This window comes from Actinoplanes sp. NPDC051475 (assembly GCF_040689425.1).
Classification (GTDB): Bacteria; Actinomycetota; Actinomycetes; order Mycobacteriales; family Micromonosporaceae; genus Actinoplanes.
In genome coordinates, this window is the sequence record NZ_JBFAZZ010000006.1 from 174,968 (window position 1) to 190,042 (window position 15,075).

The window sequence follows — 15,075 nt, forward strand, 5'->3', positions numbered from 1 at the left end:
CCCCCGCAGCAGGAGGAGACGGTTTGTCCGCGCACCGACGGCCTGCGCTTCGTGGGGAGGCACCGCAGCGGCAGCGCCCGGCCCCCGACCGCGGCCGGCGGCACGCGAACCCGCGTGCGCACCGGTTGCTGCCCGTCCTGCTCGGCGTCTTCTTGCTGGGCGTCGGTGGCGTGGTCGGCCCCAGCGTGGTCGGCGGTGGCTGGCACCCGGACGGCGGCGGCCAGGGCCGTGAGCGCATCACGTACGCGTCCCTGCCCGACGACGACCCCGGCCAGGGCCTCGTCTACGACGGGCTGGTCGCGGCGGGCAAGGACTCGCTGTGCGCGGGGACGTACGAGCTCGACGACGAGACCTGCACGCACGGCCCGGACCCGGCACCGGCCGGACTCCGGGTGAGCCGCGATGTCAGCCCGGTGACCGGCAAGGTTCCCGAGCCGGTGGAGCCGCGGCGCGAGGCGGCCGCCGTGCCCCAGGACGCGGAGATCGTCCGCGACGAGGGCGGCAGCTCGCTCACCCCGGGCGCCCCCGCGCTCATCCCCGACGCCGCCCCGGGCCAGGCCGACTTCATCATGGGCGGGCACGACGTGGCGTGCCAGGGCGACGGGCGTACGGGCAACCGCGTCCAGGTGCTCTACCTGCACGAGTTCGGCACACCGAGCCGCTACACCGGCTACCTCGGCTCGATCCGGACCTGGGCGGCTGGCGTCGACCAGATCTTCGACGCCAGCGCGGCCGAGACCGGCGGCTCCCGGCACGTCCGGTTCGTCACCACCCCGCAGTGCCGCGTCGACGTCGCCGAGGTGCAGATGCCCGAGGGCGCCCTCGCCTCCTTCACGCGCAACATCGCCGCGCTGCAGACGCTCGGCTACAACCGCAACGACCGCAAGTATCTGATCTTCGCGGACTCCAACGTCTACTGCGGCATCGGTACGTACGTCGCCGACAACCGCGCGGGGCTCGGCAACCGCAACAACGGCGGCCCGTCGTACGGGCGGGTCGACGCCGGCTGCTGGAGCTCGGCGGTCGCGACGATGGAGACCACACAGATGCTGGGCGCGCTGCTGCGGGACTCGCCCAACTCGACCGGCGCCGGCAGTTGCACCGACGACAGCGACCTGCTGTGCCGCCCCGACCGGTCCGGTTCCGCCCTGCGGCAGGTCTGCGCGAAGAAGCACGAGAACCGCCTCGACTGCGGCAACGACGACTACTTCAGCACCGATCCGAAGCCGGGCAGCTACCTCGCGGAGAACTGGAACGTCGCCCAGAGCGAGTTCCTGCTGCGCAGCGACGGCGGCGACGACGTGCCGGACGCGCCGAACGCACTCCCGGCCGAGCCCGACGCCACGCCGCGGGCCACGCCCTCGGCGAAGCAGACGGAGGTGCCCGCCTCCGAGGCCCCCGCCCCTCCGGCTCCAGGAGACGGCGACACCAGCGGCAACAACGCCGGCGGCAACAACGGTGCAGGCAACAACGGCGGCGGTGACGACGGCGCGGCCAACAACGGCGGCGGCAACGGCTCGGGCAACAACGGCGGCGATGCCTCCGACGGCGGCGGCGACGGTCCGGCCGGGCCGGCTGACCCGGGGGCCTCGGCGGAGCCCGCTCCCACCGGCGCCCCGGTGGCCGCCGATCCGATCGTGCACACCGGCGGAAAGCCCGGAACCGAACCGGTGGCGGCCGTGCAGGCGGTGCTCGAGGTCCGCGACCCGACCAGTACGTCGGTGCGGCTCACCTGGAGCGCGGCCGCGCCGGAGGCGGAGTACGAGGTCGACGTCGACGGGTCGACCATCGCGACCACGAAGGCGACCCGCGCCCGGCTGATCGGCCTGCGGCCGGACACGAAGTACCAGGTCACCATCCGCAGCGCCAAGTTCGGCTACACGGCGAAGGGCGTCGCACAGTCGGCACCCGCGGCCCGGCCGGCGGCGAACGCATGGTTCGTCCTGTCGAACTCGCTCACCGGCGGCGCGGCCGACCTGTACGCGGCCCGCACGGCGAACGGCACACCGATCACCCTGGGCGGCGCGGAGGGCGGCTCCCAGCAGCAGTGGAAGCTCGTCCCGGCCGGGGGCGACACCTTCTCCCTGCAGTCGCGGGCCACGGGCAAATGCGTGGTCCCGCTGGGCGGCAATCCGGTGGCCGGCGCACCGCTGGTGCAGGGCGACTGTGTCCAGAACGACAGCGGCCGGTGGAAGCTGTTCGCCACCGACCACGGTTTCAGCCTGCGGACCAACGTGGGCAACCTGGCCGCCGGGGTAGGTAGTCAGCGCTTCGGCCCGGCCCGCCTGCTCGTGCTGCAGAATCCCGAGCAGGCGCGGCACCAGAGTTGGACGGCGGTGCCCGGCTGACCCCGGGCGAGGGAGAGAGACGATGCTGGACACCGACGTACGCCCGAAGCCGGAAGTCGACGAGGACGACCGGGGCCCGTTCTTCAACCGGCGCCGCCTCGTCCGCGTGGTGGCGATCCTGACGATCGGCATCCTCGCCGTGCTGGCGATCTGGCAGGACCCGCTCTACGCGGACCGTTTCTAGCGCACGGCGTAGTCGTCGATCTCGGCCAGCAGGCGGTCCTTGCCCGCGGCCGGCAGGAACGACGCGCCGACCGTCGCCCGGGCGAGCTCGGCCACGCCCGCCTGGTCCAGGCCGAGCAGGTGCGCGGCGACCGCGTACTCCTCCTCGAGCGTGGTGCCGAACATGGGCGGGTCGTCCGAGTTGATCGTGACGGGCACGCCGGCCGCCACGAGCGTGGCGAGCGGGTGCTCCTCGATGGCGGCCACGGCCCGGGTCCGCACGTTCGACGTCGGGCACACCTCGAGCGGGATCCCCTGCTCCGCCAGGTACGCCATCAGCTGCGGGTCCTGCGCCGCGGAGATGCCGTGCCCGATCCGCTCGGCGCCCAGGTCGCGCAGGGCGTCCCAGATCGTCTCCGGGCCGGTGGTCTCCCCCGCGTGCGGGACGCTGTGCAGCCCGGCCGCCCGCGCCTTGTCGAAGTACGGCTTGAACTGCGGCCGCGGCACCCCGACCTCGGGCCCGCCGAGGCCGAAGCTGATCAGCCCGTCCGGCCGCTCCTCCAGCGCGATGCGCAGCGTCTCCTCCGCGGCGGGCAGCCCCGCCTCACCCGGGATGTCGAAGCACCAGCGCAGATCGACGCCGAAGTCGCGACCGGCGGCGGTACGGGCGTCCTCGATCGCCGCGCAGAACGCCGGCGCCGGAATGCCCCGCCGCACGTGCGAGTACGGCGTGACGGTCAGCTCGGCGTACCGGACCTGCTGGCGGGCGAGCTCGCGGGCGACCTCGTAGGTCAGCGTCCGGACGTCCTCGTCGTCGCGGATCAGGTCGACGACGCTCAGGTAGACCTCGATGAAGTGCCCGAAGTCGCGGAACGCGAAGTAGTCGGCGAGCGCGGCGGGGTCGGCCGGGACCGGGGAGGTCCCCTCGTGCCGGGCGGCCAGCTCGGCGACGATCCGGGGCGAGGCCGAGCCGACGTGGTGCACGTGCAGCTCGGCCTTCGGCAGGCCGGCGATGAACGAGGCCAGCTCGGTCACTTTTCCTCCAGGACGTGGGCCACGACGAAGATCCGGCGGAACGGGAACGCCACGTGTCCGCTCCGGGCAGGGTAGACCGCCGCCAGCTTCGCACCGAGCGTGGCCCGGAAGGCGAGCCACTGCGTGTCGTCCAGGGCCGCCTTGACCGGCCGCAGCGCCGTGCCCTCCATCCAGCGCAGCACCGGGTGCTCGTCGCCGGTGGCGGGCAGGTGGACGTACGTCGTCTCCCAGGCGTCCACGCTCGCGCCCGCGGCCAGCAGGCGCGCGGCGTACCCGGCGGCGTCGTCCACCGGGGCCTCCCGGACCAGGTCGCCGGCAGCGGCGGCGAACGGCTCGCTGCGCGCCACCTCCCGGAGCGCCCGGTGCGACGGCGCGTCGAAGTTGCCCGGCACCTGCATCGCGAACCAGGCGCCGGGCGGCAGCGACCGGGCCCACGCCGTCAGGAGTTCGTCGTGCCCGGGCACCCATTGCAGGGCCGCGTTGGTGACGACGACGTCCGTGCCGGGCTCCGGACGCCACTGCGCAAGGTCGCCCAGCCGGAACTCGGCGGGCGAGCCCAGCGCGGTGGCCTTGGCGATCATCTCGGGCGAGGAGTCGAGGCCGACCACGCGGGCGCCGGGCCATCGCTCGGCGAGCGTGGCGGTGAGCTCGCCGGGACCGCAGCCGAGATCGACGACCGTGCGGGGACGCTCGGCGCCGACCCGCGCCAGCAGGTCGAAGAAGGGACGCGACCGCTCGGAGCCGAAGCGGTGATAGACGGCGGGATCCCACATGGCACTCTCCAAACCGTACGTACGTCTTTTTAGAGCGTACGCTAATGTCATCGGGTGGAAAAGCGCAGGTTCGGCCGCCTCGGGCGGGACGTCGGAGCGATCGGACTGGGTGCCTGGCAGCTCGGCGCCGACTGGGGCGAGGTGAGCGAGGCGGACGCCCACGCCACGCTCGACGCCGCCGTCGACTCCGGAGTCACCTTCATCGACACCGCCGACGTGTACGGCGACGGCCGCAGCGAGCAGGTCATCGGCAGCTTCCTCAAGAGCCGGCCGGGCCTGACCGTCGCCACCAAGATGGGCCGCCGGGTGCCGCAGGAGCCCGGGAACTACACACTCGACAACTTCCGGGCGTGGACCGACCGCTCCCGCGCCAACCTCGGCGTCGAGACCCTCGACCTGGTGCAGCTGCACTGCCCGCCCACGCCGGTGTTCAGTACCGACGCGGTCTACGACGCCCTCGACACGCTGGTGCAGGAGAAGCGCATCGCGGCGTACGGCGTCAGCGTCGAGAAAGTGGACGAGGCACTCGCGGCGATCGCCCGGCCGGGCACCGCCGGCGTGCAGATCATTCTCAACGCGTTGCGCCTCAAGCCGCTCGAGCGAGTGCTGCCGGCGGCGGCCGAGGCGGGGGTCGGCATCATCGCCCGCGTCCCGCTCGCGTCCGGGCTGCTGTCCGGCCGCTACGACGAGAACACCAGCTTCGCCGCCGACGACCACCGGAACTACAACCGGCACGGCGAGGCCTTCGACGTGGGCGAGACGTTCTCGGGCGTCGACTTCCGTACGGGCCTCGAGGCGGTGCGGCGGCTGCGGGCGTACGTGCCCGAGGGCGCGACCATGGCCCAGTTCGCCCTCCGCTGGATTCTGGACCACCCGGCGGTGACCGTGGTGATCCCCGGCGCCCGCAATGCCGGCCAGGCCCAGGGCAATGCCGCGGCGGCCGGCCTTGCACCGCTGCCGCCCGAGGTCCACGAGGCAGTGCAGGCGGTCTACGACGAGCTGATCCGGCCGCAGGTCCATGAGCGCTGGTGAGCAGGGGCCGGCGGCCCCGGACGACGGCGTGCCCCTGAAGGGCTGGCTCTGGCTGACGGGCGGCATGCTCGCCCTGGTGATCGGCGTCCTGTGGACGGCCCAGGGGCTGGATCTCGTCCACGGCAGCATCATGAGCGGCGTGACGGCCTTCGCGGTGGTCGGGCCGGTGCTCGCGGTGGTGGGCCTGGGCCTGATCGTGACGGGGGTCCGGGTCCGGTCCCGCTACAAGCGACAGCAGGCCGCGCGGCAGGAGAACAAGCCGTAAAAGCAGACGGCCCCGCATCCTGCCGAAGCGGGATCCGGGGCCTTACTGCTGGAGCCGACCTCCGCCAGGCGGTCGACTGCCGGCATCACGGCCGGCCGGTTGGTCTCAGAGGGGGCGAACCTGCTCCGCCTGCGGGCCCTTCTGGCCCTGGGCGATCTCGAACTCGACCCGCTGGTTCTCTTCCAGAGTGCGGTAGCCGCTGCTCTGGATGGCCGAGAAGTGGACGAACACGTCAGCACCCCCGCCGTCGACGGTGATGAAGCCGAAGCCCTTGTCTGCGTTGAACCACTTCACGGTTCCCTGCGCCATGCTGAACTCTCCTTCTGAAAATGCCGGCCCGGTGATGCGGGGCCGATGGTCGTTTTCGAGCAGCGGCGCCGCGAACGGCCTTTCAGAAGGAACGGCCCCCTGCAGAAGGCCGGGCTTCCTCAAACCAATACGCCTGAACCACTCACACAAAAACTGGCCACACTGTACCCGAAGAACCACCCGGAAAGCTTCCCCTCAGCCGAATTCAGTGGACTCCGGTAGCGCCGGAAAAGGCCCTCAGCAGTGCTGAGGGCCTTGACGGTGGTCGATACAGCTATCTCAGATATCAGTCCGGCCACGTACCCGTAATCTTGCGGACACCCGTCGCCCCGCCCCGGTCGACGAGCGCCTTCACCGTGGCGAAGATGGCGCCCTGCAGGGCGGCCGCGGCGATGATCTCTCCCCAGCCGCGTTCCTCGTCGGTGGCGTTCGGGGCGTCGTCGTCGCCGGAGGCCAGTTTCCAGATCTCCTTGAAGATGAAGCCCGCGACGGCGCCGGCGCCGATGCCCAGGAGCAGGCCCACCGGCTTGTACGCCACCTTCTGGAGCTTCCCGCTCACTTACGCCTCCCCCGCACGATCAGGATGATGCCGACCAGCGCCACACCGGCCGCGAGCACCGCCGCGAACGGGACGGGATTGCGGCGTACCTGCTCGCGCGCCTCCTGCGCCTTGTCGAGCGCGCCGGTCTCCCGGACCTTGTCCAGCGCCGGGGAGACCTTGTCGCCGGCCTGGGAGGTCGCCGCACGCACCTTGTCGGACGCGACCGCTGCCGCGTTGGCAGCCACCCCGCGTACCTTCTCGGTCGCCTCGTGGACCTGGGCCTTGGCCTTCGCCTTGGTCAGTTCGACCTGCTCCTTGGCCCGGGCCTTCACATCCGTCTTGGCCGCGAGGGCCTGGACGGTCTCGCCCAGTTCCGCCCGGGTCTGCTTGATCTCCGCACGAAGTGCGTCCACGTCGGGCTTGGACCCCGACCCACCGTTCTTGTCGCTCATGCCCGGCTCCTGCCGCTCTTGATCGCGTGCTTGACCTCGTCGACGTCCGCCTTCGCACTCTCGATGGCGGACTTCGGCTCCGGCGGGACCGCCTGGGTCACCTGCTTCTTGCCGAGCAGCGCCAGCACTCCGGCCGCGGCGAACAGCACCACAGTAACGATCAGCGCGGCCAGCCACAGCGGCAGGAAGAGGTCCAGCACGATGATCAGCGTGGCGAGGAGCGCGCCGACGCCGTACAGGGCGAGCACGCCACCCCCGCCGAACAGACCCACACCGATGCCGGCGTGCTTGCCTTTCTCCGCGAGCTCCGCCTTGGCGAGTGCGATCTCGTCCCGGACGAGGCGGGTGATCTGCTCGCTCGCCTTCTGGACCAATTCCGAGGTGGACTGGTCGGTCCCCGGACGGGCCGGGCTACCGTTCAGGACATCGGCCATGGTGTCCTCCTTTCACTGCCCGGTGTATGCCCTGCGGGGCACCAAATCAATCCTGCCCGGGGAACACCGCCCTCACGTGCGGTTACCAGAAGTTGCGACCGGGATCGGCCGGACCGGTCCCACCGGCTCGCCGGGGTCGTCGGAGCCGCGGTGAACAGGGGCGTCGTCCGGACCGCCGAAGGCGACGGCGCGCTCGTCACCGTCTCCCGGGCCGCTGAAGACCCGGGCATCGTCAGACGCTTCGGCGGCGGCGCCGTCGCCGTCGAGCACGGACCGGCCGGGTCCCTGACGGTCGAGGCCGGCCACGTCGGCGCGGACCCGGGGCAGGGAGTCGCGCCGGTGCTCGAACACCCACGCGACGAGTCGCTCCCGCACCAGGCAGCGCAGATCCCACAGGGCTCCCGCGTCGTGGGCGCTCACCAGCGCCCGCAGCCGGATCATGCCCCCGACCGCGTCGGTCACCTGGAGTACGCAGACGCGGCCGTCCCACAATTCGGTGCCTTCGCAGACCTTGCGCAGCTCGGCCCGCATCGGCTCGACCGGCGCGGACCAGTCGACGTCGATCTCGGCGGTGCCCAGCACGGCGGATCCGGTGCGGGTCCAGTTCTGGAAGGGCTTTGTCGTGAAGTACGACGTGGGCAGGATCAGCCGCCGGTCGTCCCAGATCTGCACCGCGACGTACGTCAGGGTGAGGTCCTCGATGCGGCCCCACTCCCCCTCGACGACCACGACGTCGTCGATGCGCACCGCATCGCTGAACGCGAGCTGCAGGCCGGCGAAGACGTTGCCGAGCGTGCTCTGGGCCGCGAGCGCGGCGATCACCGAGACGATGCCGGCCGAGGCCAGGACGCTCGCCCCCAGCGCTCGTACGGCCGGGAAGGTCATCAGCACGACGCCCAGGGTGAGCACGACGATCGCCGCGACGGTGACCCGACGCAGCATCTGCACCTGGGTCTTGAGGCGGCGGGCCTTCATGTTGTCCGGGACGTCCACCCGCCACTTGGCGAGCGCGACGTCCTCGAGGACCAGCATCAGCGCCCCCACCAGCCACGCCACCGAGGCGATCACGAGGATCACCAGGGCGTGCAGGACGCCGTTGCGGGCCGGGAAGTCACCGCCGAAGCCGCGGACGGCCACCTGCACGGCGAAGACCGTGGCGGTGGCCAGGAACGGGTGGTGCGCGGTGGTCGCCAGATCGCGGAGCAGCGGGGAGCGGCGGCCGAGGCGCTGGGTTGTCCAGTGCACGGTCTCGACGATCACGATCGCTGCTCCGGCTGCGACCACGACCGCGAGCAGGACGGTCAGAAGGCTGGTCACGGTTCCCTCTCCTCACCGAGGTACGTTGCCAGCGATCCAGCATGCCCTGCCCGCGCCGGGGTTCCACCCGCACCGGGGAAGGTCGGACCTTCCTCACACCTTGCGGTAGCGCGCCTGGAAGAAGCAGTAGACGCCGAACGCCGCGATGCCGAGGGCGATCAGGCCGAGCAGCCAGGGGCCGTACTTCTGACCGGCCAGGGTCTTGAGGGCGGCGTCGAGGCCGCGCGCCTTCTTGGGGTCGTAGGTGACCGCGGCGGCGACGACCAGAGCACCGGCGATGCCGAACGCGACGCCCTTGCTGGAGTAGCCGACAACGCCGAGGTTGCGCGTCGTCTTCAGCACCGTGGGTTTCATCTGCTGCGTGTTCAGGCGCTTCTCAAACTTCTTCTTGAGCCCGTAGACCAGCAGCCCGATGCCGACGCCCACGACGACGACGCCGATGAGACCCACCAGGAAGCGGCCGCCGGTGTTGTCCATCAGGCTGGAAGCGCCCTTCTGCTGGCTGTCGCCCGTGGACGCGTTGGCGCCCTTGAGGACCTTGATGCCGGTCCAGGCGAACGACAGGTAGATGATCGTCCGGATACCGGAGATCACCCGGGTGGCGATCGCCTCCTTGTCCTGCTCACCGCTCTCCCCGATGGCGGCCTCGAAGGCCTGCCACAGGGCGAGGCCGATCATGCCGATGACCGTGATGACCACCAGGGTCTTGCCCATCGGCTGGCTCGCCAGGTTCTGGAAGGCCCCGGACTGGTCCCCCTCCGCGGAGGAGTTGCCGAAGGCGAGCTGCAGGGCGATCCAGGCGAAGATCAGGTGAATGACGCCGTACGCGATGAAGCCACCGCGGGCCAGATATTCGAGGGGTTTGCTATCGGCCGCGCGCGACGCCGTGCCGCGGACGTGTGAGGAGGCTGTCATGGCGCTAATGTGACCGGCCGCGGATTTCTCCAAACCTCCCCGGACCGGCCACGATCGTGCTAGCGCGACACCTGGAAGCTGACGCTGTCGCTGTCGATGCTGTTCAGGGAGACCTGTAGGCCGCCCACGTTGACCGCCTGCTGCCCCTTGGTCAGCTGGATCTGCTCCCCGGCCACGTCGAGCGTGACGGTGTTCTGGTCGGCGCTGACGAACTTGGCCTCCACACCGAGGACCTCGGCGCTCGCGTTCACGCTGCGGTCGATGGTCACCGTGCACTGGTCGAGGCCGCAGTCGACGTTGTCGCTGCTGCACCCGCTGAGCAGGGTGAGGCCGAGCGCGGCGGCGGCGATCAGGGCGGCGAGGCGGCGTGCTGCGGTGGTCGTCACGTGATCGAGGATACGGGGGCGCCGCGACCCCGGATCCCCGTCCGATCAGGCGGCGAGAGCCTGTTCGGTGCGGCCCGGGGCGAGGGCGCCGGCGATGAGCTCGGCGGCGGCCCGGCCACAGGCCCGCGTGGCGCCGTACGTGGCGACGTGCAGGCCGCCGCTCACCGAGACCGGCACGCCCATCTCCACCACGATCGTGTCGGGGCGAACGGCGAGCGTACGGGCGAGCGCGTCGCCCACCCAGGGGTGCCGGTGGGCGTCGCGGACCACGAGGACGAGCGGGCGGGCGCCGCTGCCGTCGAGGATCGGCGCGACCGGGTCGGTCACCCCGGCGAGGTCGTCGGCGCAGAGCCGGACCGAGGTCGTGCCCGGGAGCAGCTCGCTGAGCGGCGCGCCCACGCCCCAGGGTGTCTCGGCGCCGATCGCGATGTTGCGCGGCGGTGCGAACTCGACGACGTGCGGCGCGGTCGTCAGCGGGAGGTCGGGGGCGTCCGAGGTGGTGGTCACCTTGACCGCGCGCCGGGCGGCGGCCTGGCCCACGGCCGAGCCGCCGATCACGGCGACGTCGCGGGCAGCTGATCCGCCCGAATCCGCGATGGTGCGAGCACCGATCGCCGTCTGAGTCTCCAGCGTCCACGCGGCCAGCCTGCGGACCCGGGCCGCCGCATCCCGCAGGCGCTCCTCGGCGAGCTCGCCGCAGCGCACGGCCGCCACGATGGCGTCGACCAGCCGTTCGGCGGTGCGCTCGTCGGCGTGGTCCCCGCCCACGCAGATCGCGTCGGCGCCGGCGGCGAGGGCCCGGACGGTGGCGCCCTCGAGTCCGTACTTGCGGCGTACGCCCTGCATCTCGATGCCGTCGGTGACGATGAGCCCGTCGAAGCCGAGCTCCTCGCGCAGCAGCCCGGTGAGGATTCGCCGGCTGAGGGTGGCGGGCAGCTCGGGGTCGTACGCCGGCACCAGCAGGTGCCCGGTCATGATCGACTGGACGCCGGCCGCGATGGCGGCCCGGAACGGCACCAGCTCGCACTCCGCGAGGCGGGCCAGGTCGTGGTCGATGACGGGTACGTCGTGATGCGAGTCGACCGCGGTGTCCCCGTGGCCCGGGAAGTGCTTGGCACAGGCGGCCACGCCGGCCTCCTGCAGGCCCCGGATCCAGGCCGAGCCGTGGCGGGCCACGAGCGGTGCGTCCGCGCCGAACGCGCGTACCCCGATGATCGGGTTGTCGGGGTTGCAGTTGACGTCGGTGTCCGGCGCGTAGTCCAGGGTGATGCCGGCGTGGGCGAGGTCCAGGCCCAGGTCCCGGGCGACCGCCTCGGTCAGCGCGGGGTCGTCGACGGCACCGAGGCCCAGGTTGCCCGGGCGGGAGCTGCCGTGCCGCGACTCGAAGCGGGTGACGTCGCCGGCCTCCTCGTCGATCGCCACGATGACGTCGGGCCGCTCGGCGCGCAGCTGGGCCGTCAGGGCCGCGACCTGTCCGGGCGACTCGACGTTGCGGGCGAACAGGGCCACGCCGCCGAGTCCCTCCGCGAGCCGCCGGCGCACCCAGTCGGGCGCGGTCGTACCCACAAATCCGGGCTGCAGTACCGTCGCGGCGAGTTGGGGCAGTTCGCCAGAATTCGGCATGTGTCCGCGTACCTCCGGTGACGATCAATACGCGCTCCGCGAGCGCGTTCCCCTCAGTGATCGACCGACAACCGTCTTGGGCGCGGCGACGCCCTATGGTCGCCCACTTCGCCCGTTCAGTCAACAAACCTTTCTATTAAGCGTGGTCTAAGCCTTCGCCGGTAGGCTTCCCCCGTGCCCCCACATGTTCTGGCCGCCTCCGGCGTCGACTGGTCCGAGGTGCACGCCGTGCGCCTGCTGGGCGTGGCACTCGCCGCGCTGATTCTGCTGTGGGCCATCCGGCGAATGTTCGGCGGCAAGTAACCGGGGTATCCGCCGGGCATGCGAATCGGATATTTCCTTTCCAGCGAGGAGTACACCCCGGCCGAGCTGATCGAGCAGGCCAAGGGCGCGGAACGGGCCGGCTTCTCGGCACTCTGGATCTCCGACCACTACCACCCGTGGGTCGACGCCCAGGGCCAGAGCGCCTTCGTGTGGTCCACCATCGGCGCGCTCAGCCAGGCGTGCGGCCTGCCCGTCACGACGGCGGTCACCTGCCCGACCGTACGCATCCACCCGGCCGTCATCGCCCAGGCCGCCGCGACCAGCGCCGTGCTGACCGGCGGCAGGTTCCGGCTCGGCGTGGGCACCGGCGAGGCGCTCAACGAGCACATCTTCGGCGACGCCTGGCCCGAGGCGGACGTGCGGCTCGAGATGCTCGAGGAGGCCGTCGAGATCATGCGGGAGCTCTGGAAGGGCGGCGTCGTCTCGTACCGGGGCAAGCACTACACGGTCGAGAACGCGCGGATCTACACCCTGCCCGAGAAGCCGGTGGAGATCCTCGTGTCGGGCTTCGGCCCCAAGGCGATCGAGGTCGCCGCGCGCATCGGCGAGGGCTACATCAGCGTGAGCCCCGACGCGGACGCGGTCCGGCAGTTCCGCTCGTCCGGTGGCGGCGACCGCGTGTGCCAGGCCGGTTTCAAGGCGGCGTACGCCTCCAGCGAGGAGGAGGGCGCGCGGATCGCGTACGAGAAATGGCCGAACGCCGGCGTGCCCGGCGAGCTCTCCCAGGTCCTGCCCTCGCCGAAGCACTTCGAGCAGGCCTCCCAGCTGGTCACCCAGGACATGCTCAAGGAGGCGTTCGTGTGCGGCAACGACCCGCAGGCCCACCTCGAGATGATCGGCAAGTACGCCGAGGCCGGCTTCGACGAGGTCTACGTCGCCAACACCGGGCCGAACTACCAGGGCCTGCTCGACCTGTACGCCGAGCACATCCTCCCCAAGCACCGGTAGCGGTTTCGAGGTGGCCACGCCAGGGCACAATGGCCGCTCGATGAAGATCCCCGTCTACGGGCCGCGCCTGCGCAGGGTCGCCCGCAAGCAGTTCGGCTGGCCCTCCCTGCGCCCCGGCCAGTTCAAGCCCATGCGAGCCGTGCTGCGGCGCAAGGACGCCCTGGTCGTCCTGCCCACCGGGGCCGGCAAGTCGGCGATCTACCAGATCCCGGCGGTCCTGCTGCCGGGGCCGACGGTGGTGATCTCACCACTGCTGGCCCTGCAGCAGGACCAGATCGCCGCGCTCAACGCCTCCGGCGACCCGAAGACGCGTGCCGTGCGGGTCAGCTCCGCGGAGACCCCGACACAGCAACGCGAGGCCATCCGGGAGATCCGGGAGGGCCGCGCCGAGTTCCTCTTCATCACCCCGGAGCAGCTCAGCGACCCCGAGCGGATGGCGGAGGTACGAGCGCTGCGCCCGGGCCTGGTCGCCGTCGACGAGGCGCACTGCATCTCGGCCTGGGGCCACGACTTCCGCCCCGACTACCTGTCGCTGGGCCACCTGATCAAAGGCATCGGCCGGCCGCCGGTGCTCGCCCTGACCGCGACCGCGTCCCCGCCCGTGCGCGAGGACATCATCGAGCGGCTGCACCTGCGCAACCCGGAGATCCACGTGTCCGGGCTGGACCGGAGCAACCTGTTCCTCGAGGTCGCGTACTGCCCGGACGAGGACTACCGGTGGCGGCGGCTGACCGCCCTGCTCGACGAGGCGCCGCGGCCGGGCATCGTCTACGTCGCCACCCGCCGCGCGGCCGAGGAGCTCGCCGAGCGGCTCACCCAGGCCGGGTACGCCGCCGAGTTCTACCACGGCGGCATGGCGGGCGGCGCCCGCGAGCGGCGGCACGAGGACTTCACCGCCGACAAGATCGAGATCATGGTCGCCACCTCGGCGTTCGGCATGGGCATCGACAAGCCCAACATCCGCTGGGTGGCGCACGTCGCGCTGCCGGACTCGCCGGACAGCTACTTCCAGGAGATCGGCCGGATGGGCCGCGACGGCGAGCCGGGCCGGGCGCTGCTGCTGTGGCGCGCCGAGGACGAGGCGATCCAGCGGTTCTTCAGCGGCGGCTCCCCGGACGTGGCCGAGCTGCGCGAGCTGGCCGCTGCCCTGCGCGCCGGCCCGAGCACCAAGACCGCGCTCAAGGAGAAGACCGGCCTGGGCCCGCGCAAGCTCGGTCAGTTCCTGAGCCTGCTGGAGCAGGTCGGCGCCGCGACCGCGGGCCAGGGCAACAAGTGGACGGTCCCGGTCTTCGCCCCGCTTCCGGCCGCGGCGGCGGAGGCTGCGGTCGCCGCGTACGAGCGTCAGCAGGTCGTCCAGCGCTCCCGTACGGACATGATGCGCGGCTTCGCCGAGACCCGGGCCTGCCGCACCCAGACGCTGCTCGCGTACTTCGGCGAGGACGTGAAGAAGCAGTGCGGCCACTGCGACAACTGCGTCGAGGGCGTGGCCGACGAGGTCGAGGAAGCGACCGGCGACGAGCTGTTCCCCGTGCACAGCACCGTGCGACACCCCGAGTGGGGTCCCGGCATGGTGATGGGCTACGAGGAGGATCGGGTCACGGTGCTGTTCGAGGAGGTCGGCTACAAGACCCTCTCGGTACCCGTCGTCGAGGAAAATGCTCTCCTGGTCGCCGACAAGAAAAAGTGAAGTGAGGACATCCGTGACGGACGAACCGTTGTACGCCCAGTTCGGTTTCACCGACGCCGAGTGGGGGCTGCTCGTCGGCCTGCCGCAGTCGGTGCTGACCGCCGCGAGCGCGGCGACGCATGACAGCGCGCGCAAGACCCGCCAGGAGACCGCGGCGGGGCTCGACCAGATCTCGGACGCCCGGGCGTCGGCGAGCCCGTTGGTGACCGCGATCGCCAAGGCCGTGCTCGACGCGACCGGCGACCCGGACCGCGGCGAGGAGATGCCGGCCATCGAGCCCGCCGACCCGATCGGCTACGCCCAGGACGTCGTGACCCGGGCGGCGGAGGCATCGGCGCTGCTGGCGGCCAAGGCCGCGCCCTCGGACGCCGAGACCTACAAGCACTGGCTGGTGGAGATCGCGGAGAGCGTGGTCGGCGCCGCGTCGACCGGCGGCGTCCTCGGCATCGGCGGCGACCAGATCACCGAGAGTGAACGGGCGTTCCGGGACGAGCTGGCCAAGGCGCTCGCGGCCTGAGCCGCCC

The 15,075-nt window shown here is 71.7% G+C and carries 17 protein-coding genes and 1 pseudogene; 8 read left to right on the forward strand and 10 right to left on the reverse strand.

Going from position 1 to position 15,075, the window contains the following annotated elements:
• The first annotated feature begins 23 nt into the window (after positions 1-23).
• Both AB0368_RS14660 and AB0368_RS14665 read left to right on the forward strand, forming a co-directional pair.
• Positions 24-2,348: an RICIN domain-containing protein gene (locus tag AB0368_RS14660; protein ID WP_366154354.1), complete on the forward strand. Its 2,325-nt coding sequence runs from the start codon at positions 24-26 to the stop codon at positions 2,346-2,348.
• Positions 2,349-2,370: 22 nt separating this feature from the next.
• Positions 2,371-2,532 (forward strand): hypothetical protein, encoded by a 162-nt coding sequence (locus tag AB0368_RS14665; protein ID WP_366154355.1) that lies wholly within the window; start codon positions 2,371-2,373, stop codon positions 2,530-2,532.
• On the opposite strand, the gene AB0368_RS14670 is transcribed toward AB0368_RS14665, so the two are convergent.
• Both AB0368_RS14670 and AB0368_RS14675 read right to left on the reverse strand, forming a co-directional pair.
• Positions 2,529-3,545 (reverse strand): adenosine deaminase, encoded by a 1,017-nt coding sequence (locus AB0368_RS14670; protein ID WP_366154356.1) that lies wholly within the window; start codon positions 3,543-3,545, stop codon positions 2,529-2,531. The two genes, AB0368_RS14665 and AB0368_RS14670, sit on opposite strands and share 4 nt — an antisense overlap.
• Positions 3,542-4,318 carry a trans-aconitate 2-methyltransferase gene (locus AB0368_RS14675; RefSeq protein WP_366154357.1) on the reverse strand — a complete coding sequence of 259 codons (777 nt, stop codon included), beginning with the start codon at positions 4,316-4,318 and terminating at the stop codon, positions 3,542-3,544. Before AB0368_RS14675 ends, AB0368_RS14670 begins: the two co-directional genes overlap by 4 nt.
• 54 nt (positions 4,319-4,372) lie before the next feature.
• Between AB0368_RS14675 and AB0368_RS14680 the strand changes: the two genes are divergently transcribed.
• Positions 4,373-5,350, forward strand: coding sequence for an aldo/keto reductase (locus tag AB0368_RS14680; protein WP_366154358.1), 978 nt, complete (start codon positions 4,373-4,375; stop codon positions 5,348-5,350).
• Positions 5,337-5,615, forward strand: a complete 279-nt coding sequence (locus AB0368_RS14685; RefSeq protein ID WP_366154359.1) for a hypothetical protein — start codon at positions 5,337-5,339, stop codon at positions 5,613-5,615. Before AB0368_RS14680 ends, AB0368_RS14685 begins: the two co-directional genes overlap by 14 nt.
• A gap of 105 nt (positions 5,616-5,720) precedes the next feature.
• On the opposite strand, the gene AB0368_RS14690 is transcribed toward AB0368_RS14685, so the two are convergent.
• The 8 genes and pseudogenes from AB0368_RS14690 to AB0368_RS14725 form a co-directional block, all read right to left on the reverse strand.
• A complete protein-coding gene (locus AB0368_RS14690; protein WP_013732668.1) occupies positions 5,721-5,924 on the reverse strand; it encodes a cold-shock protein in 204 nt (67 codons plus the stop codon).
• A gap of 286 nt (positions 5,925-6,210) precedes the next feature.
• A complete protein-coding gene (locus AB0368_RS14695; protein WP_366154360.1) occupies positions 6,211-6,483 on the reverse strand; it encodes a DUF4235 domain-containing protein in 273 nt (90 codons plus the stop codon).
• A gap of 269 nt (positions 6,484-6,752) precedes the next feature.
• Positions 6,753-6,917, reverse strand: a pseudogene (locus tag AB0368_RS14700) (DUF3618 domain-containing protein); the annotation flags it as partial.
• Positions 6,914-7,351: a phage holin family protein gene (locus AB0368_RS14705; protein WP_366154361.1), complete on the reverse strand. Its 438-nt coding sequence runs from the start codon at positions 7,349-7,351 to the stop codon at positions 6,914-6,916. The pseudogene AB0368_RS14700 and the gene AB0368_RS14705, both read right to left, overlap by 4 nt.
• A 72-nt stretch (positions 7,352-7,423) precedes the next feature.
• Positions 7,424-8,668, reverse strand: coding sequence for a mechanosensitive ion channel domain-containing protein (locus AB0368_RS14710; protein WP_366154362.1), 1,245 nt, complete (start codon positions 8,666-8,668; stop codon positions 7,424-7,426).
• 93 nt (positions 8,669-8,761) lie between these two features.
• Positions 8,762-9,583, reverse strand: coding sequence for a DUF1206 domain-containing protein (locus tag AB0368_RS14715; RefSeq protein WP_366154363.1), 822 nt, complete (start codon positions 9,581-9,583; stop codon positions 8,762-8,764).
• A gap of 59 nt (positions 9,584-9,642) precedes the next feature.
• Positions 9,643-9,969, reverse strand: a complete 327-nt coding sequence (locus tag AB0368_RS14720; protein ID WP_366154364.1) for a hypothetical protein — start codon at positions 9,967-9,969, stop codon at positions 9,643-9,645.
• 45 nt (positions 9,970-10,014) lie between these two features.
• A complete protein-coding gene (locus tag AB0368_RS14725) occupies positions 10,015-11,592 on the reverse strand; it encodes a glycoside hydrolase family 3 N-terminal domain-containing protein (RefSeq protein WP_366154365.1) in 1,578 nt (525 codons plus the stop codon).
• Positions 11,593-11,766: 174 nt separating this feature from the next.
• Between AB0368_RS14725 and AB0368_RS14730 the strand changes: the two genes are divergently transcribed.
• The 4 genes from AB0368_RS14730 to AB0368_RS14745 are packed head-to-tail and all read left to right on the forward strand — an operon-like array spanning position 11,767 to position 15,068.
• The gene (locus AB0368_RS14730) at positions 11,767-11,895 is read left to right on the forward strand and encodes a hypothetical protein (RefSeq protein WP_366154366.1); all 129 of its coding nucleotides are present in this window, start codon (positions 11,767-11,769) and stop codon (positions 11,893-11,895) included.
• A gap of 18 nt (positions 11,896-11,913) precedes the next feature.
• Entirely contained in the window at positions 11,914-12,864 is a 951-nt protein-coding gene (locus AB0368_RS14735; protein WP_366154367.1) for a TIGR03557 family F420-dependent LLM class oxidoreductase, read from the forward strand.
• Positions 12,865-12,904: 40 nt separating this feature from the next.
• Positions 12,905-14,551 carry a RecQ family ATP-dependent DNA helicase gene (locus AB0368_RS14740; RefSeq protein ID WP_366154368.1) on the forward strand — a complete coding sequence of 549 codons (1,647 nt, stop codon included), beginning with the start codon at positions 12,905-12,907 and terminating at the stop codon, positions 14,549-14,551.
• Positions 14,552-14,564: 13 nt separating this feature from the next.
• On the forward strand, positions 14,565-15,068 hold the full coding sequence (locus AB0368_RS14745; RefSeq protein ID WP_366154369.1) for a hypothetical protein: 504 nt from the start codon (positions 14,565-14,567) through the stop codon (positions 15,066-15,068).
• The last annotated feature ends 7 nt before the right edge of the window (positions 15,069-15,075 follow it).

Bases quoted from the DNA above. Each gene is read 5' to 3' on its own strand.
- AB0368_RS14735 (WP_366154367.1), top strand. From the start codon at position 11,914: ATGCGAATCGGATATTTCCTTTCCAGCGAGGAGTACACCCCGGCCGAG.
- AB0368_RS14690 (WP_013732668.1), bottom strand. From the start codon at position 5,924: ATGGCGCAGGGAACCGTGAAGTGGTTCAACGCAGACAAGGGCTTCGGC.
- AB0368_RS14725 (WP_366154365.1), bottom strand. From the start codon at position 11,592: ATGCCGAATTCTGGCGAACTGCCCCAACTCGCCGCGACGGTACTGCAG.
- AB0368_RS14665 (WP_366154355.1), top strand. From the start codon at position 2,371: ATGCTGGACACCGACGTACGCCCGAAGCCGGAAGTCGACGAGGACGAC.
- AB0368_RS14715 (WP_366154363.1), bottom strand. From the start codon at position 9,583: ATGACAGCCTCCTCACACGTCCGCGGCACGGCGTCGCGCGCGGCCGAT.
- AB0368_RS14685 (WP_366154359.1), top strand. From the start codon at position 5,337: ATGAGCGCTGGTGAGCAGGGGCCGGCGGCCCCGGACGACGGCGTGCCC.
- AB0368_RS14740 (WP_366154368.1), top strand. From the start codon at position 12,905: ATGAAGATCCCCGTCTACGGGCCGCGCCTGCGCAGGGTCGCCCGCAAG.
- AB0368_RS14675 (WP_366154357.1), bottom strand. From the start codon at position 4,318: ATGTGGGATCCCGCCGTCTATCACCGCTTCGGCTCCGAGCGGTCGCGT.
- AB0368_RS14705 (WP_366154361.1), bottom strand. From the start codon at position 7,351: ATGGCCGATGTCCTGAACGGTAGCCCGGCCCGTCCGGGGACCGACCAG.